The 21,217-nt window shown below is 71.7% G+C and carries 21 protein-coding genes and 1 tRNA gene; 10 read left to right on the top strand and 12 right to left on the bottom strand.

The features are described from left to right. Positions 1 to 2 precede the first annotated feature (2 nt). Positions 3 to 2,360, top strand: coding sequence for a bifunctional salicylyl-CoA 5-hydroxylase/oxidoreductase (locus ACIRU3_RS09185; protein WP_404053626.1), 2,358 nt, complete (start codon positions 3 to 5; stop codon positions 2,358 to 2,360). Positions 2,361 to 2,396: 36 nt separating this feature from the next. Here ACIRU3_RS09185 and ACIRU3_RS09190 read toward each other — a convergent pair whose 3' ends face one another. Next, on the bottom strand, positions 2,397 to 3,224 hold the full coding sequence (locus tag ACIRU3_RS09190) for a PaaX family transcriptional regulator C-terminal domain-containing protein (protein ID WP_404053628.1): 828 nt from the start codon (positions 3,222 to 3,224) through the stop codon (positions 2,397 to 2,399). A 15-nt stretch (positions 3,225 to 3,239) separates the two neighbouring features. After that, a complete protein-coding gene (locus tag ACIRU3_RS09195) occupies positions 3,240 to 4,832 on the bottom strand; it encodes an AMP-binding protein (protein WP_404053631.1) in 1,593 nt (530 codons plus the stop codon). Between the two features lie 192 nt (positions 4,833 to 5,024). Between ACIRU3_RS09195 and ACIRU3_RS09200 the strand changes: the two genes are divergently transcribed. Both ACIRU3_RS09200 and ACIRU3_RS09205 read left to right on the top strand, forming a co-directional pair. Next, positions 5,025 to 6,161, top strand: a complete 1,137-nt coding sequence (locus tag ACIRU3_RS09200) for an acyl-CoA dehydrogenase family protein (RefSeq protein ID WP_404053633.1) — start codon at positions 5,025 to 5,027, stop codon at positions 6,159 to 6,161. Next, a complete protein-coding gene (locus ACIRU3_RS09205; RefSeq protein ID WP_404053636.1) occupies positions 6,158 to 6,556 on the top strand; it encodes a RidA family protein in 399 nt (132 codons plus the stop codon). The genes ACIRU3_RS09200 and ACIRU3_RS09205 overlap by 4 nt, the downstream gene beginning before the upstream one ends. A gap of 6 nt (positions 6,557 to 6,562) precedes the next feature. On the opposite strand, the gene ACIRU3_RS09210 is transcribed toward ACIRU3_RS09205, so the two are convergent. Further along, positions 6,563 to 6,757: a DUF5999 family protein gene (locus tag ACIRU3_RS09210; protein WP_404053639.1), complete on the bottom strand. Its 195-nt coding sequence runs from the start codon at positions 6,755 to 6,757 to the stop codon at positions 6,563 to 6,565. Between the two features lie 231 nt (positions 6,758 to 6,988). Between ACIRU3_RS09210 and ACIRU3_RS09215 the strand changes: the two genes are divergently transcribed. After that, complete coding sequence (locus ACIRU3_RS09215) at positions 6,989 to 7,663, top strand: DUF6299 family protein (protein WP_404053642.1); 675 nt, start codon at positions 6,989 to 6,991, stop codon at positions 7,661 to 7,663. 70 nt (positions 7,664 to 7,733) lie between these two features. On the opposite strand, the gene ACIRU3_RS09220 is transcribed toward ACIRU3_RS09215, so the two are convergent. The 5 genes from ACIRU3_RS09220 to ACIRU3_RS09240 all read right to left on the bottom strand — a co-directional run bounded on the left by ACIRU3_RS09220 (position 7,734) and on the right by ACIRU3_RS09240 (position 11,263). Next, a complete protein-coding gene (locus ACIRU3_RS09220) occupies positions 7,734 to 7,937 on the bottom strand; it encodes an acyl-CoA carboxylase epsilon subunit (protein ID WP_404053645.1) in 204 nt (67 codons plus the stop codon). Between the two features lie 11 nt (positions 7,938 to 7,948). Next, on the bottom strand, positions 7,949 to 9,493 hold the full coding sequence (locus ACIRU3_RS09225; protein WP_404053648.1) for an acyl-CoA carboxylase subunit beta: 1,545 nt from the start codon (positions 9,491 to 9,493) through the stop codon (positions 7,949 to 7,951). Positions 9,494 to 9,525: 32 nt separating this feature from the next. Further along, positions 9,526 to 9,960 carry a hypothetical protein gene (locus tag ACIRU3_RS09230; protein ID WP_404053650.1) on the bottom strand — a complete coding sequence of 145 codons (435 nt, stop codon included), beginning with the start codon at positions 9,958 to 9,960 and terminating at the stop codon, positions 9,526 to 9,528. 122 nt (positions 9,961 to 10,082) lie between these two features. Then, entirely contained in the window at positions 10,083 to 10,868 is a 786-nt protein-coding gene (locus tag ACIRU3_RS09235) for a BTAD domain-containing putative transcriptional regulator (protein WP_404053652.1), read from the bottom strand. Between the two features lie 298 nt (positions 10,869 to 11,166). After that, a tRNA-OTHER gene (locus tag ACIRU3_RS09240) sits at positions 11,167 to 11,263 on the bottom strand. Positions 11,264 to 11,438: 175 nt separating this feature from the next. On the opposite strand from ACIRU3_RS09240, the gene ACIRU3_RS09245 reads away from it, so the two are divergent. From ACIRU3_RS09245 to fabI, 6 genes are all read left to right on the top strand, one after another. Next, on the top strand, positions 11,439 to 12,446 hold the full coding sequence (locus ACIRU3_RS09245) for a DUF2156 domain-containing protein (RefSeq protein WP_404053655.1): 1,008 nt from the start codon (positions 11,439 to 11,441) through the stop codon (positions 12,444 to 12,446). A gap of 39 nt (positions 12,447 to 12,485) precedes the next feature. After that, the gene (locus tag ACIRU3_RS09250; RefSeq protein WP_404053657.1) at positions 12,486 to 12,635 is read left to right on the top strand and encodes a hypothetical protein; all 150 of its coding nucleotides are present in this window, start codon (positions 12,486 to 12,488) and stop codon (positions 12,633 to 12,635) included. Between the two features lie 261 nt (positions 12,636 to 12,896). Next, positions 12,897 to 14,012, top strand: coding sequence for a fatty acid desaturase family protein (locus ACIRU3_RS09255; protein ID WP_404053658.1), 1,116 nt, complete (start codon positions 12,897 to 12,899; stop codon positions 14,010 to 14,012). A 253-nt stretch (positions 14,013 to 14,265) separates the two neighbouring features. Further along, on the top strand, positions 14,266 to 15,636 hold the full coding sequence (locus ACIRU3_RS09260) for an MFS transporter (protein WP_404053661.1): 1,371 nt from the start codon (positions 14,266 to 14,268) through the stop codon (positions 15,634 to 15,636). Positions 15,637 to 15,664: 28 nt separating this feature from the next. Further along, positions 15,665 to 15,994 (top strand): ferredoxin, encoded by a 330-nt coding sequence (gene fdxA / locus ACIRU3_RS09265; protein ID WP_404053664.1) that lies wholly within the window; start codon positions 15,665 to 15,667, stop codon positions 15,992 to 15,994. Beyond that, entirely contained in the window at positions 15,991 to 16,758 is a 768-nt protein-coding gene (fabI, locus tag ACIRU3_RS09270; RefSeq protein WP_404053666.1) for an enoyl-ACP reductase FabI, read from the top strand. Before fdxA ends, fabI begins: the two co-directional genes overlap by 4 nt. Before the next feature lie 64 nt (positions 16,759 to 16,822). Here fabI and serS read toward each other — a convergent pair whose 3' ends face one another. From serS to ACIRU3_RS09290, 4 genes are all read right to left on the bottom strand, one after another. Continuing rightward, positions 16,823 to 18,100, bottom strand: a complete 1,278-nt coding sequence (gene serS, locus ACIRU3_RS09275) for a serine--tRNA ligase (RefSeq protein ID WP_404053668.1) — start codon at positions 18,098 to 18,100, stop codon at positions 16,823 to 16,825. Continuing rightward, entirely contained in the window at positions 18,093 to 19,571 is a 1,479-nt protein-coding gene (locus tag ACIRU3_RS09280) for an APC family permease (RefSeq protein ID WP_404053670.1), read from the bottom strand. Before ACIRU3_RS09280 ends, serS begins: the two co-directional genes overlap by 8 nt. A gap of 184 nt (positions 19,572 to 19,755) precedes the next feature. Beyond that, on the bottom strand, positions 19,756 to 20,976 hold the full coding sequence (locus tag ACIRU3_RS09285) for a beta-ketoacyl-[acyl-carrier-protein] synthase family protein (protein ID WP_404053673.1): 1,221 nt from the start codon (positions 20,974 to 20,976) through the stop codon (positions 19,756 to 19,758). Beyond that, the gene (locus tag ACIRU3_RS09290; protein WP_404053676.1) at positions 20,976 to 21,206 is read right to left on the bottom strand and encodes a phosphopantetheine-binding protein; all 231 of its coding nucleotides are present in this window, start codon (positions 21,204 to 21,206) and stop codon (positions 20,976 to 20,978) included. Before ACIRU3_RS09290 ends, ACIRU3_RS09285 begins: the two co-directional genes overlap by 1 nt. Between the last annotated feature and the right edge of the window lie 11 nt (positions 21,207 to 21,217).

Consider the following 21,217-nt stretch of genomic DNA (forward strand, 5'->3'; position numbering starts at 1 on the left):
CCATGGCAGCCGACCCGAGGGACCGAGGGGCGCGGGGAACCGCGCGACAAGCCGCGACGCACCCGCAGCCCGCCGCGACGACCAGCCGGCCCCAGCGCATCGCCGTCATCGGCGGAGGCCCGGGCGGCCTCTACGCCGCAGCGTTGCTCAAGCGCCTCGACCCGACCCGCGAGATCACCCTCTGGGAACGCAACGCCCCCGACGAGACCTTCGGCTTCGGAGTGGTCCTCTCCGACGAAACCCTCGGCGGCATCGAACACGCCGACCCCGTGGTCTACGCGGCCCTGCAGCAGGACTTCGTCCGCTGGGACGACATCGACATCGTGCACCGAGGCACCCGGTACACCTCCGGGGGCCACGGTTTCGCCGCGCTGGGCCGACGCCGCCTCCTGGAGATCCTGCACGACCGCTGCCGCTCCCTGGGCGTGGACATCCGCTTCCGCAGCGAGGCACCGGACGCCGAGCGGCTGGCCGCGACCCATGATCTCGTCATCGCGGCCGACGGGGTGAACAGCACCACCCGCGAGGCTCATGCCCAGGTGTTCGGCCCCCATGTGGCCACGCACCACTGCCGCTACATCTGGCTCGCCGCGGACTTCGCCTTCGACGCCTTCCGCTTCGAGATCGCGGAGACCGAGCACGGCGTGATGCAGCTGCACGGCTACCCGTACGCGGCCGACGCCTCCACCGTCATCGTCGAGATGCGCGAGGAGGTGTGGCAGGCGGCGGGGTTCGGCGAAGCCGGTCCGCAGGAGTCCGTCGAGCGCTGCGCCAAGATCTTCGCCGACGCGCTCGGCGGACGGCCGCTGCGCTCCAACAAGTCGGCATGGACCACTTTCCGTACGGTCGTCAACGACCGCTGGTCGCACGGCAATGTCGTCCTCCTCGGCGACGCGGCGCACACCGCCCACTTCTCCATCGGCTCCGGCACCAAGCTCGCCGTGGAGGACGCACTGGCCCTGGCGGCGTGTCTTGCGGAACAGCCCGATGTGCCGAAGGCGTTGGCGGCCTACGAGGAGGAGCGCAAACCGGTCGTCGCCTCCACCCAGCGGGCCGCCCGGGCGAGCCTGGAGTGGTTCGAGAACGTGAGCCGCCATCTCGACCAGCCGCCCCGCCAGTTCGCCTTCAACCTGCTCACCCGCAGCCGCCGGGTCACTCACGACAACCTGCGGCTGCGCGACGCGCACTTCACCGAGGCCGTCGAGCGCGAGTTCGGCTGCCCGCCCGGCACACCCCCGATGTTCACGCCCTTCCGGCTGCGCGGCCTGACCCTGCGCAACCGGGTCGTCGTGTCCCCCATGGACATGTACTCCGCGGTCGACGGCGTCCCCGGCGACTTCCACCTGGTCCATCTGGGCGCCCGTGCCCTGGGTGGGGCCGGTCTGGTGATGACCGAGATGGTGTGCGTCAGCGAGGAGGGCCGGATCACCCCCGGCTGCACCGGGCTCTACACCGGCCGCCAGGCCGAGGCATGGAAGCGGATCACCGGCTTCGTGCACGCCCAGGCACCGGGTACAGCGATCGGCGTGCAGCTCGGGCACTCCGGCCGCAAGGGCTCGACGAAGCTGATGTGGGAGGGCATGGACGAGCCGCTGGCCGACGGCAACTGGCCGCTGGTGGCGGCTTCCCCGCTGCCGTACAAGCCGGGCAGCCAGACCCCGCGAGAGCTGTCCCGGGCCCGACTGAGCGACATCCGTGAGCAGTTCACGGCCGCCGCCTGGCGAGCCGCCCGCGCCGGTTTCGACCTGCTCGAACTGCACTGCGCGCACGGCTATCTGCTCTCCGGCTTCCTCTCCCCGCTCACCAACCGGCGCACCGACGCCTACGGCGGTTCGCTGGAGAAACGGCTGAGGTTCCCGCTGGAGGTCTTCGACGCCGTACGCGCGGTGTGGCCGGCCGAGCGGCCCATGACGGTCCGCATCTCCGCCACCGACTGGGCGGAGGGCGGCACCACCGCCGAGGACGCGGTCGTGATCGCCCGGGCCTTCGCCGCGCACGGCGCCGACGCGATCGACGTGTCCACCGGACAGGTGGTGGCCGAGGAGCGGCCGGAGTTCGGGCGGTCGTACCAGACGCCGTTCGCCGACCGCATCCGGCACGAGGTCCGCGTCCCGGTGATCGCGGTCGGCGCGATCTCCTCCTGGGACGACGTCAACTCTCTGATCCTGGCCGGGCGTACGGATCTGTGCGCCCTGGCCAGGCCGCACCTGTACGACCCCAACTGGACGCTGCACGCCGCCGCCGAGCAGGGCTACGAGGGCCCCGGCGCCGGCTGGCCGGCGCCCTACCGGGCGGGCGGCCGGCGCCCCCAGACCGGACGCACCGACGCTCCCAGACCCCGTCTCTCGCTCGGCGGCTGAGGACCACCGGCCCGGCGGGGCGATGTCCCGCGGCCCTCACCCGGTCGCTTCCGGCACCCCCGCGAACTCGGCCCCCGTGTCCCGCAACCGCTCGTGCAGTCCCCGGAACACCTCCGCCGAGCGGACGCCCGGCCAGTCGGTGGGGAGGAGATGTGTGGGCAGGCCGGGGTCGGTGTAGGGGAGGTGGCGCCAGGAGTCGAGGGCGAGGAGATAGTCGCGGTAGGCCTCCTCGGGCGGGGTGTCCGTGCGGTGCTGCCAGGCGTGCAGGACGGGGGCGTGGGTGTCGAGGAAGCGTTCGTGTTCCTTGGCGATCGCCGAGAGGTCCCACCAGCGGGTGACGGCCTCGGGGGTGGGGGCGAAGCCGAGGTGCTCACCGCGGAAGAAGTCGACGTACGGGTCGAGACGCAGGCGGCGCAGGGTGTGCCGGGTCTCCTCGTACAGACGGGCCGGGGCGATCCACACCCCGGGCGCCGCCGTGCCGAAGCCCAGGCCGGACAGCCGGGAGCGCAGCACGTGCCGCTTCTGCCGCTCCGACTCGGGGACGGAGAAGACCGCGAGGACCCAGCCCTCGTCCTCGGGAGGCGTGGTCGCGTAGATGCGGCGGTCGCCGTCGTCCAGCAACTGGCGTGCCTCGGGCGAGAGTTCGTACCCGGCGGCGCCGGCCCGCGTGCGGGCCGGCAGCAGCAGGCCGCGGCGTTTGAGCCGGGACACCGAGGACCGCACGGAGGGCGCGTCCACCCCGGCCGCGGCCAGGAGCCGGATCAGCTCGGCGACGGGCACCGGGCCGGGCATGAAGCGGCCGTACGCGCCGTAGAGCGTGACGATGAGGGACCTGGGGGCGTGCTGCTCGGACACGTTGATCATTTTAGGTCGTCGGTGTCACTGCTGGTCGCCTTCGCTGCGCAGCCGGAACCGCTGCAGTTTGCCGGTGGCCGTACGGGGCAGGGCGTCGAGGAAGACGAACTCGCGCGGACATTTGTAGGGCGCCAGTTCGGACTTGAGGAAGGTGCGCAGGCCCTCGGTGTCCCGCCGGGCCCCGTCCCGCAGCACGGTGTACGCCACCACCACCTGGCCGCGCGCCTCGTCGGGCCGGCCGACGACCGCCGTCTCGACCACGTCCGGGTGGCGCAGCAACGCGTCCTCCACCTCCGGTCCGGCGATGTTGTACCCGGCGGAGATGATCATGTCGTCGGCGCGGGCCACATAGCGGAAGTAGCCGTCGCTCTCGCGGACATAGGTGTCGCCGGTCACGTTCCAGCCGCCGCGCACGTACTCCCGCTGCCGTGGGTCGGCGAGATAGCGGCAGCCGACCGGACCGCGGACCGCGAGCAGGCCGGGCTCGCCGTCGGGCACCGGCTCGCCGTTCGTGTCCTGGACACGCGCCTGCCAGCCCGGCACCGGGATGCCCGTCGTGCCGGGTCTGATCCGCTCGTCGGCCGCGGAGACGAATATGTGCAGCAGCTCGGTGGCGCCGATGCCGTTGATGATGCGCAGCCCGGTGCGCTCCTGCCAGGCCCGCCAGGTGGCCGCGGGCAGGTTCTCGCCGGCCGACACACAGCGCCGCAGGGACGAGATGTCGTGCCCGTCCAGGTGGTCGAGCATCGCCCGGTACGCGGTCGGCGCGGTGAACAGGACGGAGACCCGGTGCTCGGCGATCGCGGGCAGCAGCTGACGAGGGCCGGCCTGCTCGAGCAGCAGGGCGCTGGCGCCGGCCCGCAGCGGGAAGACGACCAGTCCGCCGAGGCCGAAGGTGAAGCCGAGCGGAGGGCTGCCGGTGAAGACATCGTCCTCGTGGGGGCGCAGCACATGCCGGGAGAAGGTGTCGGCTATGGCCAGCACATCCCGGTGGAAGTGCATACACCCTTTCGGGCGACCCGTGGTGCCGGAGGTGAACGCGATCAGGGCCACGTCGTCGGCCGCGGTGTCGACGGCCGGGTAGGGGGTGCCGGGTGCCGGGCGGTGCAGCAGGTCGTCGGGTGCGTCACCGCCGTACGTGGTGATGCGCAGGCCCGGGATCTCGGCCTTCGCCAGGTCGTCCACGGCCCGGACGTCGCACAGCGCGTGCCGGACCCGGGCGATCTCGCAGATCGTGGCCAGCTCGTGCGGGCGCTGCTGGGCGAGCACGGTGACCGCGACCGCGCCCGCCTTGAGCACCGCCAGCCAGCAGGCCGCCAGCCAGGGGTTGGTGGGGCCGCGCAGCAGGACACGGTTGCCGGGTACGACGCCCAGGTCGCCGGTGAGCACGTGGGCGATGCGGTCGACGCGGGCGCGCAGGTCGCCGTACGTCCAGGCGGGGCCGGCCGGGGTGTGGAAGACCGGACGGCCGGGGTCGGTGCGGCCGAGGAGTTCGACGGCGCAGTTCAGCCGTTCGGGGTAGCGGAGCTCGGGCAGGTCGAAGCGCAGCTCGGGCCACTCGTCCGGCGGCGGGAGATGGTCGCGCGCGAAGGTGTCGACGTGGGCCGAGACGTGCATGGCGGTTCGCCCCCTTGCCGTGACAAACGTCGAGACGGGCGTCCTGGTGGGCTCGGGCGTCCTGGAGGACTTGCGCATCGAGCGTATCGTGTTGGTGACGGCAGTCAACCTTGCGCGATAACGTCGAGGGGTGCGCCCCCCTGAGGGCGTGACCGGGGCCGTGGTGCCCCGCCGTGGAGGGAGGACCGGCCAGTGCCCGCATTCTCACTCGAACCGGAGCAGACCGCCTGGTGTGCCGAGCTGCGCATGCTGGCCGCCGAACGGCTGCGCCCGCTCGCCGACAAGGGCGAACCGGGCCGGGTCAACCGGCCGCTGCTCGCCGAACTCGGCCGACTCGGCCTGCTGGAAAGACTGTTCGCGTCCGGTGCGCTCGATCTGTGCCTGATGCGGGAGTCCCTGGCCCAGGCCTGCACCGAGGCCGAGACCGCGCTCGCCCTCCAGGGCCTGGGCGCCCACCCCGTGCACGCCCACGGCACCGCCGCCCAGCGCGAGCGCTGGCTGCCCCGGGTGGCCGACGGCAGCGCGGTGGCGGCCTTCGCGCTGAGCGAGCCCGGCGCGGGCTCGGACGCGGCGGCCCTCGCCCTCGCGGCCGAGCCGGACGGCTCATCCGGCTGGCGGCTCACCGGCACCAAGTGCTGGATCTCCAACGCCCCCGAGGCCGACCTCTACACCGTCTTCGCGCGCACCACCCCCGGCGCCGGAGCCCGTGGGGTGACCGCCTTCCTGGTTCCCGCCGACCGGCCCGGTCTGACCGGCTCCGCGCTGGACATGCTCTCGCCGCACCCCATCGGCGCCCTCGACTTCGACGCCGTCACGGTCACCGCCGACGACGTACTCGGCGAGGCCGACCGCGGCTTCGCCGTCGCCATGGGCACCCTCAACCTCTTCCGGCCCAGCGTCGGAGCCTTCGCCGTCGGCATGGCCCAGGCGGCGCTCGACGCCACCCTCGACCACACCCGCGGGCGGGACGCGTTCGGCAAGAAGCTGATGGACCTGCAGGCCGTGTCCCACCAGGTCGCCGAGATGGCCCTGCGCACCGAGGCGGCCCGGCTGATGGTGTACGCGGCGGCGACGGCGTACGACGAGGGTGCCCCCGAGGTGCCACGGCGTGCCGCGATGGCCAAGCTGCTCGCCACCGAGACCGCGCAGTACGTCGTGGACACCGCCGTCCAGCTGCACGGCGCCCGCGCCCTGCGCCGTGGCCACCTGCTCGAACATCTCTACCGGGAGGTGCGCGCACCGCGTATCTACGAGGGCGCGAGCGAGGTCCAACGGGGCATCATCGCCAAGGAGTTGTACGCCGTCACGCGCGACGGGGAGGTCCGGTGACGACCGAGCGCATCAACCCGCCCGACCTGTCCCCGCCCACGGGCTTCTCCCATGCCGTGGTCGCCTCCGGCTCCCGCGTGGTGTTCCTGGCGGGCCAGACCGCCCTCGACGCCGACGGCAAGGTCACCGGGGGCACGCTCCCCGAGCAGTTCGAGAAGGCGCTCACCAACCTGCTCGCCGCACTCGACGCGGCCGGCGGCACCCCCGGCGACCTCGCCCGCGTCACCGTCTACGCCACCGACGTCGCCGCCTACCGCACCCAGGTCCGCCAACTGGGCCGCATCTGGCAGCGGTTGGCCGGCCGGGACTATCCGGCGATGGCGGTCGTGGGGGTCGTACGGCTGTGGGACGAGCAGGCGATGGTGGAACTGGACGGGTTCGCGGTGCTGCCGTAGCCGGTGTCAGGCCGCCACCGCGAGCCGCTCGGCGGGGACCCGCCGGGGCGGGACCACGCTGCCGTCCGGGTGCAGCTCCCCGGTGTCGTCGAAGACGATCGAGCCGTCGCACAGCAGGGCCCAGCCCTGTTCGGGGTGGGCGGCCACGGTGTGCGGGGTACTGGCGTCGGACGCGGCGCAGGAGATTCGGTAGGAGCACATGGCGCACCTCCACATCGGATGTGAGGGGGCCGGCGGGTTCGGCCGCCGCCCGGCATGGTCAGAACATGCCCCCGCTGTGAACGCCCCGGAACCGTCCGCCGTGAAGCGTGACAACTTGCGGACAACTCCCGGACGGTTCCATGACGCGCCACCGATGGAGTGACGATCACGCCAGACTGCACGGCCGCCCGGTACCAGTGGAGCCTCACCCATGAACTCCGGGAGGTCCCCATGCCCCTACGCCCCGCCCTCGCGGCGGCCCTCGGCGCCGCCGCCCTGCTGTGCGTCGCCGCCGGCCCGGCCGCCGCAGGGCCGTCCGAGACCGTGACCGTCGACCCGAGCGGCACCATCGCCCCGGACGGCACCATCACTCTTTCCGGCACCTACCGCTGCACCGGCGCCATCGGACCGGTTTTCGTCAGCTCCTCGATCGGCCAGGACGAATCCGACGTCAGGCACGGCATCGGCGGCACGCTCGCCCAGTGCGACGGCGCCGAGCACCACTGGGAGAACTCCGGCAAGGCCTCGGCCGACTCCGTCAAGGCCGGCAAGGCCCGTGTGGAGGCCACGGTCACCGAACTGCGCGCCGGCGGCATCCTGTTGCTGCCGGCCTTCCACGCGATCAAGGCCCAGGACGTCAAGCTCACGAAGACGCAGGACGTCAAGGCCACGAAGGAGCAGGACGCCAAGGCCACCAAGGAGCAGGACGTCAAGGCCACCGAGGACCAGGGTGTGAAGGCCACCGAGGACCAGGGCGTCAAGCTCGCCAAGGGCCAGGCGGTCAAGGTGATCAGGATCATCGAGGGCCAGGGCGTCAAGGCCATCAAGGACCAGGACGTCAAGGTCACCGACAAGAAGGACGTCAAGGTCACCACGGGGCAGGACGTCGAGCTCGCCAAGAAGTGAGCCGCCCGTACGCCGAGGGGCCCGGCACACCGGTGCGTGCCGGGCCCCTCGGCGTGCGCCCCGTGACCCGTCAGGATCGCTGCCAGCTGTGCGGCGCGTGAAAGGCGTGCGGGCGCCACGAGGTGGTGCCCGGGGTGGCGGGATCGGTGCCGGCCCCGGCCAGGGCGCTGCGGCTGAGCAGCAGCACCGCCAGCGCGGCCAGCTCCTCCTGCGTGGCCTCGCCCTTCTCGACGCGGATGGGCGGAGCCAGGGACGCGGGGGACGTGGGGGACATGGGGACCTCCGTCACTGAGGGGGGTTGCCGTGTTTGCGGGCGGGGCGCTCCGCGTGCTTGGTGCGCAGCATCGCCAGCGCTCCGATGAGCACGGAACGGGTGTCGGCCGGGTCGATCACGTCGTCCACCAGGCCGCGTTCGGCCGCGTAGTACGGGTGCATCAGCTCGGCCTTGTACTCCTTGACCAGCTCGGCACGCTTGGTCTCCGGGTCCTCGGCCTCGGCGATCTGCCGGCGGAAGATGACGTTCGCGGCACCCTCCGCGCCCATCACGGCGATCTCGTTGGTGGGCCAGGCGTAGGTGAGGTCGGCGCCGATCGACTGGGAGTCCATGACGATGTAGGCGCCCCCGTAGGCCTTGCGGAGGATCAGGGAGATGCGGGGCACGGTCGCGTCGCAGTAGGCGTACAGCAGTTTCGCGCCATGGCGGATGATGCCGCCGTGCTCCTGGCCGACGCCCGGGAGGAACCCGGGGACGTCGAGCAGGGTGACGATCGGGATGCTGAACGCGTCGCACATCTGCACGAAGCGCGCCGCCTTCTCGGAAGCCTCGATGTCCAGGACGCCGGCCAGGGTCTGCGGCTGGTTGGCGACGACGCCGACGACCTGGCCGTCCAGCCGGGCCAGCGCGCAGATGATGTTCCGCGCCCAGCGCTGGTGGACCTCCAGATATTCGCCGTCGTCGACGATCTCCTCGATCACCCGGGCCATGTCGTACGGCCGGTTGCCGTCGACCGGCACCAGGTCGGCCAGCGCCTCGCAGCGCCGGTCGGCCGGGTCGTCGCAGGGCACCGGGGGCGGGTTCTCGCGGTTGTTGCGGGGCAGGAGGGAGAGCAGGTAGCGCACCTCCTCCAGGCAGGTCTCCTCGTCGTCGTACGCGAAGTGACACACGCCGCTGGTCTCCGCGTGCACGTCGGCCCCGCCCAGGCCGTTCTGGCTGATCTCCTCACCGGTGACCGCCTTGACGACGTCCGGGCCGGTGATGAACATCTGGGACGTCTCACGGACCATGAACACGAAGTCGGTGAGTGCGGGACTGTAGGCGGCACCTCCGGCGCACGGGCCGAGCATCACGCTGATCTGCGGGATGACACCGGACGCGGCCGTGTTGCGCCGGAAGATGCCGCCGTAGCCCGCGAGGGCGGTGACGCCCTCCTGGATGCGGGCGCCCGCACCGTCGTTCAGGGAGACCAGAGGGGCACCGGCCGCGATGGCCATGTCCATGATCTTGTGGATCTTGGCGGCGTGGGCCTCGCCCAGCGCGCCGCCGAAGATCCGGAAGTCATGGGCGTAGACGAAGACGGTGCGGCCCTCCACCGTGCCCCAGCCGGTGACGACACCGTCGGTGTACGGCCTCTTCGCCTCCAGGCCGAAACCGGTCGCCCGGTGCCGGCGCAGGGGTTCGACCTCGTGGAACGAGCCCTCGTCGAGGAGCAGGCCGATCCGTTCGCGCACGGTGAGCTTGCCCTTGGCCTTCTGGGCGGCGGTCGCCTTCTCACCGGGTCCGGCGAGCACACTCGCGCGTATGCCGTCCAGTTCCTCGACCTGGGACCTCATGTCTCCCCCTGCTTTCCTGAAATGACGGAACGTCAGTTGCCGAGCCGGCGCAGACCGCTCGCCTGGAGTACGGCGAACGCGCCCACGACGGCCGCCTGCAGCACGGTCCACACCGTGCCGACGGTGTTCGGGTCGAACCAGCCGAAGACCGCGGTGGCCACGGACGCCACCGCCCACAGTGCGTTGGCCTCGATGACCGCCTTGGTGGCGGCCTTGTTCGGCATTGGACGGCTCGCCAGCAGCGCGACGAGGCCGCCGTACACCGTGAGGAACACGCCGATGCCCCGCAGGAAGCCGGTGTCGAGGTCGAGCAGATCGCCGACCGGTCCGGCGGCGAGCAGATAGATCAGGCCGTTGGCGGCGGTCACGGCCGCGTCCAGCGCGAGGAAGGTCCGTAACGGGCGGGCCGCTGCGGTACGGGTGGGCGTATGCGTCGCCGCCTGCACCGGGGTCTGGCTCGTGGTCATGGGGCCTCCGAAGGTAGGGGGGTTGATTCCACTTGCCCGTCGAGCGTGCCAAGGTGGGCTGACCGGGTGCTGACGGGACGCTTACGCGGACCGGTCCACCCGTTCCGCGAGCCGTCTGCGCGCTAGGCCAGTTGCAGGCGGAGGTCGCCGGTCAGGGCCGGGTCGTGGGCGAGGATCGCGTTCTCGACCCGGCGCAGGGCCGGGGAGGGCTGGATGCCGAGTTCGTCGTCGAGGTGGCGGCGCATCCGGCGGAAGACGTCGAGGGCGTCGGCCTGTCGTCCCGAGCCGTACAGGGCGATCATCAGCTGCTCGCAGAAGCGTTCCCGCAAGGGGTGGTTGGTGTGTGCCTCGGACAGTTCCGCGAGGACCGCGGCGTGCCGGCCGAGCCGTAACTCGGCGTCGAAGCGCAGCTCCATGGCCCGCATCCGGTGCTCCTCGTAGCGGGCGCCCGCCAGCTGGCACAGCGTCCCGGCCGTGAATCCGCCGAACACGGGGCCGCGCCACATCCCGAGCGCCTCGCCGAGCAGCCGCGCGGTGCGGGCCGCGTCGTCCGGTGCGGCGGACTCGGCCAGCCGCACCGCCCTGATGAACTCGGCCGCGTCCAGCTCGCCCTCCCCGACACCGAGCCGGTAACCGGAGGGATGGATGGTCACCCGGGAGGAGGGCCGGTCCGGCTCCAGGTCACGGAGTCTGCGGCGCAGCCTGCTGACATGGGCCTGGAGCGCGTTGGCCTGGTTGTCGGGGACGCAGTCGCCCCACATCTCCTCGGCCAGGCTCTCCCCGGACACCGGCTGCCCCTCGCTGACCAGCAGGGTCTGCACCAGGGTGCGCTGCAGATCGCCGGAGACGTCCGCCGGACCGACGGCGGTGAGTATCTGCAGTGCCCCGAGTACGGAGAACCTCAGCATGTCTTCCCCCCTTGGTGACAATTCCTGGCGAAGCTGTTTCTTTCTGGGTCGCGCCGCGGTGCAGGAGAGGATGGCCGAACGCACCGCGCCCCGGCGGGCCTCTGCTTCCTGGACGGCCCGCCGGGGCGGTTGTTCCGCCGGGACGGGGGGCGGCCGGCGGCTCCTTGGACATCCGGTGCCGAGCCGCCTTTGGCCCGGTACCGGGTGGGGAAAAGTCTATTCCGTGCGCCGGATCCGTGAATTCAAGACGATCCGTGCTCGGAATTTCCGGTCGACTGTCGCTTCCCCGGTGACTTCGTGGCGGAGAGGGCAGGATTTGAACCTGCGTGGGTCGTTGCCGACCCGACCTAGAGGCGTGCTCACGGTCCCCGATCAGCCACTCCGGGCACCTCTCCTCGCTCCCGGCTCCGGTTTCCCGTGCCGTTCACGGGAACAACAGTGCCAGCACCCGCTGACGGAATGCTGACACGCTTCTGACATAGGCAATGAATTCCTTGTGGCCCTTTTCTCGGACGTCCACTCGGTGCTGTACTCCCCTGGATGGAAAACACTCCAGAAAGGGGTACGGGAATGACCGCGACCACCACCGAAACCGTTACGGGAAACCCGGTTCTCGACGCCATACGCAGCCACACCGCAAGCGAGAACCCGAGTTCGTTCCTGACGCTCAACAGCGGAAACAGTACCTTCACCGTCCCGGGTGCGGACGGTGTGGTCGTCTACCGCCGCACCGGCCGCTACGCCGTGCAGTTCGGCGGCCCGTTCGCCGCCGAGCGGGACTACGGCACCCTCCTGGAGGCCTTCCGGCAGTACGTCCGCGACGAAGGCCTCACCCTCGTCGGCGTCCAGCTCCAGCGCAGCGACGCCGAGCGCTACGCCCGGCTCGGCTGCACCGTCAACCAGGTCGGCGCCTCCTGGGCGGTGAGCCTCGCCGAGTTCACCCTGCGCGGCACCAGGTTCATGCAGCTGCGCAACAAGATCTCCCGCGCCCACCGCAACGGCCTGCAGATCCAGGAGGCCGACGCGGCCGACGTGCAGGACGCCATCAGCGCCATCGACCAGGCCTGGCTCGGCTCCAAGGGCGGTGCCCAGCAACTGGAGTTCCTCGTCGGCCAGATCGGCGGCGAGGCCCAGGCCCACCGCCGGCTCTTCGTCGGCACCATCGACGGAGCGCCGGTCGCGTACATCTCGTACTCGCCGGTCTACGGCAGCCGGGCCGGCTGGATGCACGACCTCAGCCGCCGTATCCCCGAGGGCTCCCCGGGCCTCATGGAGGCCATCAACGCGCACGCCATCGAGGTGTTCCGGGCCGAGGGCGTCGAGTGGCTGCACTTCGGGTTCACGCCGTTCACCGGCCTGGACGCGAACCACGAACTCGACGGGCACAGCCCCGCGTTCCAGTGGCTGATGCACGCCCTGTGGGCCGAGGGCGCGGCCCTGTACCCGGCCCAGACGCAGCTGTCGTACAAGCAGAAGTGGGCCCCCGACCTGCTGATTCCCGAGTATGTCGCCTTCGACGGCCCGCAGGCCTCGCTGCCCGGCTTCGCGCACATCTTCCGTGCCTGCAACGCCTTCTGACCGTCACCCGCCCACCTCTTTGCCGACAGGAGTCGCGACATGAGCCAGTCCACCGAAGAACTCCAGCACGCCATGGTCGAGCAGCTGATGGCCGTCATCGGAGCCCCCGACGACGAGGCCGTCGCCGAGGCCGCCGACTCGGTCGTGCGCGCCCTCGACGAGCGGCTGCGCACCGGGGCGGCCGCCTGAGCCCGGCCCGGCACCTCCGATCAGACCGGCATCAGTGCCACATCAGCGCTCCACGGAACGCTGGACACACGTTCGCCCGGCGGTCCGGGCCCGGGAACACCGCACCGTGCTCCCGCCGTCCGGGTCCGCCGGGCGGACCCCAGGCCCTGTCCCGCGACCGATGACCGCACGCGGGAGCCTTGTCGACTCGCGGCGCCCGCAGGTCCGCGGGGCAGCGGCGCCGCCGCCCGATCCGGGCACTTCTCCCAAGGAGAGCAACGCATGCAGCGTCCGCACATACAAGAAGCCGGGGCAGTGGCCGCCGGTGGAGGCGCCGGCGCCGCCGGGCAGCGCACCGGTGCCTCGGCGACCTTCGCCGAACTGCTCAAGCGGGTCAAGGCCGAGGGTCTCCTCGATCTCGACCCCCGGTACTACGTGGGCAGGCTGGCCCTCAACACCACCCTGCTGCTGATCGGGTTCGCCGCCTTCTTCGAGCTGGGCGACTCCTGGTGGCAGCTGCTCACGGCCCTGTGGATGGGCCTGTGCGGCGGCCAGTCGGCGTTCATGTGGCACGACGCCGGCCACAAGGCGATGTTCCGCAGCAAGAAGGCCGCCTCGGCGGTCGGCTACATCCACGCCAACCTGGTCAACGGTGTCAGCTACGGCTGGTGGGTCAACCACCACAACCGGCACCACAGCAACCCCAACCACCTGGACATGGACCCGGACATCGGCCGGCGCACCGCCATCTTCGACCTCAAGCAGTACCCGAGCCGCAAGGGCACCCAGAAGTTCGTGGTGCGCTACCAGAGCGTGCTGTTCTTCGTGCTGCTGGTGCTCGAGGGCTTCAAGATGCTGAAGACGGCCGTCCTGTCGATCGTCCAGGGCAAGACCAAGCGGCCGGTCCTGGAGACGTTCCTCATCCTGGCGCGCGCGGCCGTCTACCTCGGCCTCGTCTTCACCCTTCTGTCCCCGGGCCTCGCGGTCGCCTTCATCCTGGTCCAGCACGCCGCCCTCGGTGTCTACTTCGGAATGATCTTCGCCCCGAACCACAAGGGCATGGACGTCCGCGACGGCGAGGAGGAGACCCTGGACTGGCTGGAGCGCCAGGTCCTCACCTCCCGCAACATCCGGCCCAACCGGCTGGTCGACTTCCTCTACGGCGGCCTCAACTACCAGGTCGAGCACCACCTGTTCCCGGCGATGCCGCAGAAGAACCTGGGGCGTGCCCGGGAGCTGACGATGGAGTACTGCGCCGAGCGCGGGGTGCCGTACCACGAGGTCGGGTTCTGGGCCTCGTACCGCGAGGTCGCCGCCTATCTGCACGAGGTCAGCGCGCCCGTCCGGAGCGGTGACGTGGAGGAGCAGCTCCGGCGCCGGGCCGTGGAAGCGGCCTGATCACACCACGGGGAGCGCCGCCGGGGCACAGGCCGCGTGCCGGTGCGGGTCCCCGGTGGCCGAGCGCGCAGTTCCCCGTGCCCCAGGGGAGTTGCACCCCCGTACCCAGCACGCCTCTCACCCCACTCACCACCCCACACCCCCCACATCCCGGCCCCCGGGCCGCACGCCCGGGCCCGCCGGCGGGCCCGGGCGGTTCCTTCCCCAGGAGCGACACACGTGGTCGCAAGAAGTCCCCAAAGGAGCCAGCCCCATGTCCCAGACCACTGCGGCGGCGGGCGGTGTCACCGCTCCCGCCCCGATCGGGGTCCGCCTGGACCGCATGCCGATCACTCCCCTGCACCGCAGACTCACCGCGGTCATCGGTATCGGCCTGTTCTTCGACACTTTCGAGAACAACCTGTCGGGCACCATCGGCAAGGTGCTGCAGAGCGACTTCGGCTTCGGTACCACCTCGCTCAAGCTCGTCCTGGCCTCCGTGTTCGTCGGCCAGTTCATCGGTTCCCTGACGCTCGGCCGGATCGCCGACCGGTTCGGCCGGCGCCGGGCCTTCCTGATCAACCTCGCCATCTACTCGGTCTTCTCGCTGCTCGGCGCCTTCTCCCCGAACGCCACCTGGCTGATCGTCACCCGCTTTCTCGCCGGTATCGGCATCGGCGCCGAACAGGCCCTTTCCGACTGCTACCTGGCCGACGTGCTGCCCGCGAAGAAGCGCGGCCGGTTCATCGCCTGGGCCTACACCCTCGCCTTCTGCGGAGTGCCCGCGGTGGGCTTCGCCGCTCTGTGGCTGGTCCCGCTGACCCCGCTGGGCGTGGCCGGCTGGCGCTGGCTGTTCGTGCTCGGCGCGCTCGGCTCGGCCGTGGTGTGGGTGCTGCGCCGGCAGCTGATCGAGTCCCCGCGCTGGCTGGCCGCGACCGGCCGGACCGAGGAGGCGGAGCGGCTGGTGGCCCGGATGGAGGCGGAGGCCGCGGGCCGCGGACTGCGCCTGGACAAGCCGGGTCCCACGCAGCCGGATCCGGTCGCCGGGGAGTCCCGTCTGCGGGACGTCTTCCGGCCCGGCATGCTCCGCCGGACCCTCGTGCTCTGGCTGTTCTGCGTGCTCTCCGTCGTCGGCTACTACGGCTTCGGCACGCTCGCCCCGCAGATCGTCGCCGCCAAGGGGTACGGCATCGTCGCGGGCCTCGGCTTCACCGCAGTGTCCTTCCTCGGCTACCCGGTGGGCTCCGCCCTCGTCCTGCCCGTCGTGGACCGCATCGAGCGGCGCACCCTGGTCGCCCTCTCGGCGGCCGCGATGGTCGTCGCCGGACTCGGCTTCGCCTACGCCGACTCGGCCGCGCTGATCGTGACCTGCGGCTTCGCCTACACCTTGTTCAGCAACGTCTTCTCCAGCGTCTCGCACGTCTATCTGTCCGAGCAGTACCCCACCGCGATCCGGGCCACCGCCTCCGGCGCCGCCTACTCGCTGTCCAAACTCAGCGCGGCCGCACTGCCGTTCGTGCTGCTGCCCGTCCTGGAGGACCACGGCGCCGGCGCCCTGTTCGCCGTCATCGCCGCGGCCATGACCGTCCTCGCCGTCACCGTGCTGACCCTGGGCGAGCGCACCACCGGCACTCCCGTCCGGTGAACCCGACCGACATCGTTAGGAGTTGAGCATGGCCTACGTCATCGGACTGCCCTGCGTCGACGTCAAGGACCGCTCCTGCATCGACGAATGCCCCGTGGACTGCATCTACGAGGGGCAACGCGCCCTGTACATCCATCCGGACGAATGCGTGGACTGCGGGGCCTGCGAACCGGTGTGCCCGGTCGACGCGATCTACTTCCAGGGCGACCTGCCCGAGGAATGGGGCGACGACCACGCGGCGTCCAACGCCGCCTTCTTCGAGGGCCTCGGCGAACCCGGCGGCGGCAGCTCCCTCGGCCCCCAGGACTATGACTCCCCGCTGGTCAGCGCCCTGCCGAAGGGGGTGTCGGTGGCATGAGCGGCATCCTCGCAGGCAAGCGGATCCTGGTGACCGGGGTCGTCACGGACGCCTCCATCGCCTTCCACGTGGCCCGGATCGCACAGGAGGAGGGCGCCGAGGTCCTGCTGACCGGCTTCGGCCGGCTGACCCTGATCGAGCGCATCGCGGCCCGGCTGCCCAAGCCTGTCCCGGTGATCGAGCTGGACGTCACCGACCAGGGCCACCTGGACAGCCTCGCCGAGCGGATCGGCGAGCACGTCGACTCCCTCGACGGCGTCGTGCACTCCATCGCCTTCGGCCCCCAGGGCGCCTTCTCCTTCATGGACGGCACCTGGGACGACGTGTCCACGGCCGTGCACGTCTCGGCGTACTCCCTGAAGTCCCTCACCACGGCCTGCCTGCCGCTGCTGGAGCGGCGCGGCGGCTCCGTCGTCGGGCTCACCTTCGACGCGTCCGTCGCCTGGCCGCACTACGACTGGATGGGTGTCGCCAAGGCCGCCCTGGAGTCCACCAGCCGCTACCTCGCCCGCGACCTCGGCGGCCGCGGCATCCGCAGCAACCTCGTCGCGGCCGGACCGCTGCGCTCCATGGCCGCCAAGTCCATCCCCGGCTTCTCGCAGCTGGCCGACGTCTGGGAGACCGAGCGGGCGCCGGCCGGCTGGGACCTCACCGACCCGGACCCGGCCGCCCGCGCGGTCGTGGCCCTGCTGTCGGACTTCTTCCCGCGCACCACGGGCGAGATCGTGCACGTGGACGGCGGAGTGCACATGATGGGTGCGTGAGCAACGTGCCCAAAAGGGGCGGGAGTCGAGGCCGCGACCTCGACTCCCGCCCCTTTCCGACGCGTTACTCGGTCGCGCCGCCCGGCAGTATCCGGCGGAAGCCGGTGTAGGGAACCAGCACCTCGGGCAGCAGCACCGAGCCGTCCTCCTGGGCGCCCTGCTCCAGCAGCGCGGCCACGGTCCGGCCGATCGGCAGCGCCGAGCCGTTCAGGGTGGCCGCCGGCGTCTTGCGGCCGTCGGCCCGCTTCACCCGGATGTCGGCGCGACGGGCCTGGAAGGTGCCGCAGTCGGACACCGAGGAGATCTCCCGGTAGGAGCCGCCGCCCGGCAGCCACACCTCGATGTCGTACGTCATCCGGGCCGAGAAGCCCATGTCGCCCGCGGGCAGCAGCACCGTACGGAAGGACAGTTCGAGCCGGCGCAGGCACTCCTCCGCCTGCGAGACCATCAGCTCCAGCTGCTCCTGGGCCTCCTCCGGCGCGCAGATCCGCACCAGCTCCACCTTCTCGAACTGGTGCAGCCGCAGCACGCCCCGGGTGTCCCGGCCGTACGCCCCGGCCTCCGCGCGGAAGCAGGGGGTGCGCGCGGTGAACGCGTACGGCAGCGTCCGCGCGTCCAGGAGCTGTCCGGCCACCAGGTTGGTCAGCGGCACCTCGGCGGTCGGGATCAGGAACAGTTCGCGGTCGCCGACCTGGGTGCGGAACAGGTCCTCCTCGAACTTGGGCAGCTGCCCGGTGCCGGTCATGGTGTCGCGGCCGACCAGGAACGGCACCGACTGCTCGGTGTAGCCGTGCTCCCGGGTGTGCAGGTCGAGGAAGAAGTCCCCGAGGGCACGCTCCAGACGGGCCCCGGCACCGTGCGAGACGCTGAACCGGGCGCCGGAGAGCCTGGCCGCGGCGGGGGAGTCGAGGATGCCGAGCGCGTCGCCGATCTCCGCGTGGTGACGGGCGCCCTCCGCCGGACGCGGGGCCGGACCCCCGCGCCGTATCTCCACCGCCTCCTTCTCCGAGTCGCCGTCCGGTACGGCGTCCAGCGGCAGGTTGGGGATACCGAGCAGCAGCTCGGTCAGCTCGCCGGCGGCCGTGCGGGCGGCGCCCTCCGCCTGCTGCACCTCCGTGCGCAGCGCGCGGGCGGTCTCCTTCTCCGCCTCCGTGGGCGGGCCGGAGCGGCGGGCCTTGGCGGTCCGGTTCAGCTCGGTGCGCAGCCGGGTGACCTCGGCCTGGGTGGCCGAGCGGGCGCGCAGCGCGGAGCCCAGGACGTCGAGGTCGAGGTCGTAGCGGCGGCGGGCCAGGCGCCGTACGGCGTCCGGACCGGCCTCGATCAGCTCGTTCGGATCAAGCATGGCGGTCTCCTGACAGGGCGGGGGAGGCGGGGGACGGCTCCGGCACGGGGGCCGCGGTGTGGCGGGTGCCGAGCAGGCGGTAGCGCAGCGGGCGGGCCGAGCGCAGCCACGCTGCATACAGCAGGCCGCCCAGCGCCACCGCCGGCAGCAGCCAGGGCAGGGCCGCGATGACCTCGGACGGCGAGCCGGTGAGCATGTCGAAGTTGCCGACCACCAGCCACACCGAGGCGGCCAGGCCCGCGAAACCCAGCAGCGGGGCGAGCACCTCCCGCCACCAGTGCCCGCTGCCGCTGCGCAGCCGCAGCCCGAGCACGGACAGCGCGGCCAGCGCCTGCAGGGCGACGATGCCGAGGGTGCCGAGGCCCAGCATGCTGGTGGTCAGGTCGGCGTACGGGTCGAGACCGGCGACGGCGAAACCGGCGACGACCAGCGTGGTCAGCGCGCTCTGCGCGAGGCTCGCCCGGTGCGGGGAGCGGTGCCGCGGGTGCTCCGCGGCCAGGCCGCCGGGCAGCAGACCGTCCTCGGCGAGGACCTGGGCGTAGCGGTTGGCGGCGCTGTGCAGGGCCAGTGTCGCCGCGAACAGGCTGGTGCAGAGCAGGATCTGCAGCCCGGTGCTGCCCGCCTTGCCGAGGAAGTCGTCACCGAGGACGAAGAACAGGTCGCCCATCTGCTTGCCCGCGACCTCGCGCACCTTGTCGCTGCCGACCGCGCCGACCGCCAGCCAGCTGGTGAGGGCGTAGAAGCCGGCGATCAGGACGACGGCCGCATAGGTGGCGCGGGGCACGCTGCGCCGCGGGTCCTTCGCCTCCTTGCCGTACAGGGACGCCGACTCGAAGCCGATGAAGGAGACGAACGCGAACATCAGCGAGACACCGACGCCGTGCCCTGTGGCGACGTGCGGGGAGAACGAGTCGGTGGGCAGGGCGTGCAGGCCGTGCCGGGCGAGGATCGCCACGTCCAGGGCGGCCAGGACCCCGATCTCACCGAGCATCAGCAGCGCGAGCACGCGGGCGCTGAGCGCGATCTCCCGGTAGCCGAGGACGGCCGTCAGCAGCAGGCCGACGGCCGCGCACCACTCCCAGGACACCGTCAGCCCGTGGGCCGCGAAGACCAGTTGGGTGAAGTAGCCGAGCGCGCCCGCGAGGCCGATGGTCGCGCAGTTGTAGGAGAGCAGGGCGACATAGCCGGCGGCGACCGCGGGCGGCCGGCCGAGTCCGTCGGCCACGGAGGCGTAGAAGCCGCCGGAGCCTCCGGTGCGTCGGGCGCTGACCGCGTAGCCGACCGAGAAGCACAGCAGGGTGACCCCGGCGAACAGGAAGGCAGCCGGTACGCCCGCGCCGTCACCGAAGGCGAACGCGAGCGGCACGGTGCCGACCATCGCGGACAGCGGGGCCGCGGCGGCGACGATCAGAAAGAGGATGTGCCCGGTGCCGAGCCGGCCGGACGCGGGCGGGGAACCACTGGTGGACATGGGAACTCCAGAGCAGGGGAGAGGGACGGGAAAAGGGGGACAGCCGCCCGCAGAGGTTCTCCGCAGACGGCTGTGGAAGCGCCCTGAAGGGGCGCGGGCGCTCTGTCGATGTGCGGCTTCGCCGCGTGGGCGCGACCAGCCACAGAACACCCGCAGCCGCCGGACCACCGACCCGGGCGGTTGCCTAGGCAGGTGCGATGGCCAGTGCCGTGTTCTGCCCACCGAACCCCAGCGAGTTGCTCAGAGCCAGGTCGATCGGCATCTCCGTAGCGGTCTGGGCCAACTTGATCTCGATCCGTGGATCGGGCAGGACCAGGTTGGCGACGGGCGGAATCATCTCGTGCTCGACGCTCAGCACGGCGAACGCGGCCTCGACCGCGCCGGCGGCGCCGAGCAGATGACCGGTGACTCCCTTCGTGGAGGTGACCAGCGGATCACCGCGCAGGGTCCGCTGGATCATGCGGGCCTCCGACAGATCGTTGAGCGGGGTCGAAGTCCCATGGGCGTTGACGTGCTGCACATCGTCCGGATCGGCGCCGGCGTCGGCGAGAGCCGCTCGCACGGCTGCCTCGATGCCGGTGCCGTCCGGGTGCGGCGAGGTCATGTGGTGGGCGTCGGCGGTGGCGCCGTACCCGATGATCCGGCCGTGGATGTGCGCGCCACGTGCGCGGGCGTCCGCGACGCGTTCCATCACGAGGATCCCGGCGCCCTCACCGGCGACGAAGCCGTCCCGGTCCACGTCGAACGGGCGGGAGGCGGCCGCCGGGTCGTCGTGCCGCTTGGACAGCGCGCCCATCTGCGCGAACCCGGCCATGACCAGTGGGGTGATCATGGCCTCGCTGCCGCCGGCCAGCACGATGTCGCACCGGCCGAGCGCCAGCAGGTCCCGGGCCGTACCGATGGCGGTCGCGCCCGAGGCGCAGGCGGTGGCCACCACCAGGTTGGGTCCGGTCGCCCCGAACTCGATGGCCGTCTGACCGGCCAGCATGTTCGGCAGCTGCATGGGCAGCAGCAGCGGCGACACCCGGTCGGCGCCCTGCTCGCGCAGCACATGGTGCTGTTCCTCGACGGTGCCAGGACCGCCGTCGGCGCATCCCAGCACCACCCCCACCCGCGCGCCGTCCCAGGTCTGCGGGTCGAGGCCCGCGTCGGCCACCGCCTCGTGCGCGGCGACCAGCGCGAACTGCACGAACCTGTCCAGACGGTGGGCCCGTCGCGCACTCAGCAGGGTCTCGGGGTCGAAGGCGGGCACTCGGCAGGAAATCTGTACGGGGTTGTTCGCCAGCACCGGATCGAGGGCGGCGGCCGGCCTGCCGTCGCAGACCGCCGCCCAACTCGGCCCGACCCCGATACCACCCGGGGTCACCAGGCCGAGCCCGGTGACGGCGATGTCCATCCCGGCCATCAGACCTTCGCGCTCCGCTCCTCCATCAGCCGGACCATGTCGGCCACGGTCTCGGCCTCCAGGAGGTCGTCGTCGCTGATGTCCAGGTCCAGCTCGGACTTCAGCAGCAGCGACAGCTCCACGACGGCCAGCGAGTCCAGCTCGATGTCCTCCCGGGTGGCCCCCGGAGTGATCGACTCGGGCGACACCTTGAGCTTGTTTGACAGGATTTCCTTGAGCTGCTCCAGCATGTCGGTTCCTT

This window comes from Streptomyces sp. NPDC101151 (assembly GCF_044768335.1).
GTDB lineage: Bacteria > Actinomycetota > Actinomycetes > Streptomycetales > Streptomycetaceae > Streptomyces.

Bases quoted from the DNA above. Each gene is read 5' to 3' on its own strand.
- ACIRU3_RS09185 (WP_404053626.1), top strand. From the start codon at position 3: ATGGCAGCCGACCCGAGGGACCGAGGGGCGCGGGGAACCGCGCGACAA.
- ACIRU3_RS09190 (WP_404053628.1), bottom strand. From the start codon at position 3,224: ATGATCAACGTGTCCGAGCAGCACGCCCCCAGGTCCCTCATCGTCACG.
- ACIRU3_RS09195 (WP_404053631.1), bottom strand. From the start codon at position 4,832: ATGCACGTCTCGGCCCACGTCGACACCTTCGCGCGCGACCATCTCCCG.
- ACIRU3_RS09210 (WP_404053639.1), bottom strand. From the start codon at position 6,757: ATGTGCTCCTACCGAATCTCCTGCGCCGCGTCCGACGCCAGTACCCCG.
- ACIRU3_RS09215 (WP_404053642.1), top strand. From the start codon at position 6,989: ATGCCCCTACGCCCCGCCCTCGCGGCGGCCCTCGGCGCCGCCGCCCTG.
- ACIRU3_RS09220 (WP_404053645.1), bottom strand. From the start codon at position 7,937: ATGTCCCCCACGTCCCCCGCGTCCCTGGCTCCGCCCATCCGCGTCGAG.
- ACIRU3_RS09225 (WP_404053648.1), bottom strand. From the start codon at position 9,493: ATGAGGTCCCAGGTCGAGGAACTGGACGGCATACGCGCGAGTGTGCTC.
- ACIRU3_RS09230 (WP_404053650.1), bottom strand. From the start codon at position 9,960: ATGACCACGAGCCAGACCCCGGTGCAGGCGGCGACGCATACGCCCACC.
- ACIRU3_RS09235 (WP_404053652.1), bottom strand. From the start codon at position 10,868: ATGCTGAGGTTCTCCGTACTCGGGGCACTGCAGATACTCACCGCCGTC.
- ACIRU3_RS09245 (WP_404053655.1), top strand. From the start codon at position 11,439: ATGACCGCGACCACCACCGAAACCGTTACGGGAAACCCGGTTCTCGAC.
- ACIRU3_RS09250 (WP_404053657.1), top strand. From the start codon at position 12,486: ATGAGCCAGTCCACCGAAGAACTCCAGCACGCCATGGTCGAGCAGCTG.
- ACIRU3_RS09255 (WP_404053658.1), top strand. From the start codon at position 12,897: ATGCAGCGTCCGCACATACAAGAAGCCGGGGCAGTGGCCGCCGGTGGA.
- ACIRU3_RS09260 (WP_404053661.1), top strand. From the start codon at position 14,266: ATGTCCCAGACCACTGCGGCGGCGGGCGGTGTCACCGCTCCCGCCCCG.
- fdxA (WP_404053664.1), top strand. From the start codon at position 15,665: ATGGCCTACGTCATCGGACTGCCCTGCGTCGACGTCAAGGACCGCTCC.
- fabI (WP_404053666.1), top strand. From the start codon at position 15,991: ATGAGCGGCATCCTCGCAGGCAAGCGGATCCTGGTGACCGGGGTCGTC.
- serS (WP_404053668.1), bottom strand. From the start codon at position 18,100: ATGCTTGATCCGAACGAGCTGATCGAGGCCGGTCCGGACGCCGTACGG.
- ACIRU3_RS09280 (WP_404053670.1), bottom strand. From the start codon at position 19,571: ATGTCCACCAGTGGTTCCCCGCCCGCGTCCGGCCGGCTCGGCACCGGG.
- ACIRU3_RS09285 (WP_404053673.1), bottom strand. From the start codon at position 20,976: ATGGCCGGGATGGACATCGCCGTCACCGGGCTCGGCCTGGTGACCCCG.
- ACIRU3_RS09290 (WP_404053676.1), bottom strand. From the start codon at position 21,206: ATGCTGGAGCAGCTCAAGGAAATCCTGTCAAACAAGCTCAAGGTGTCG.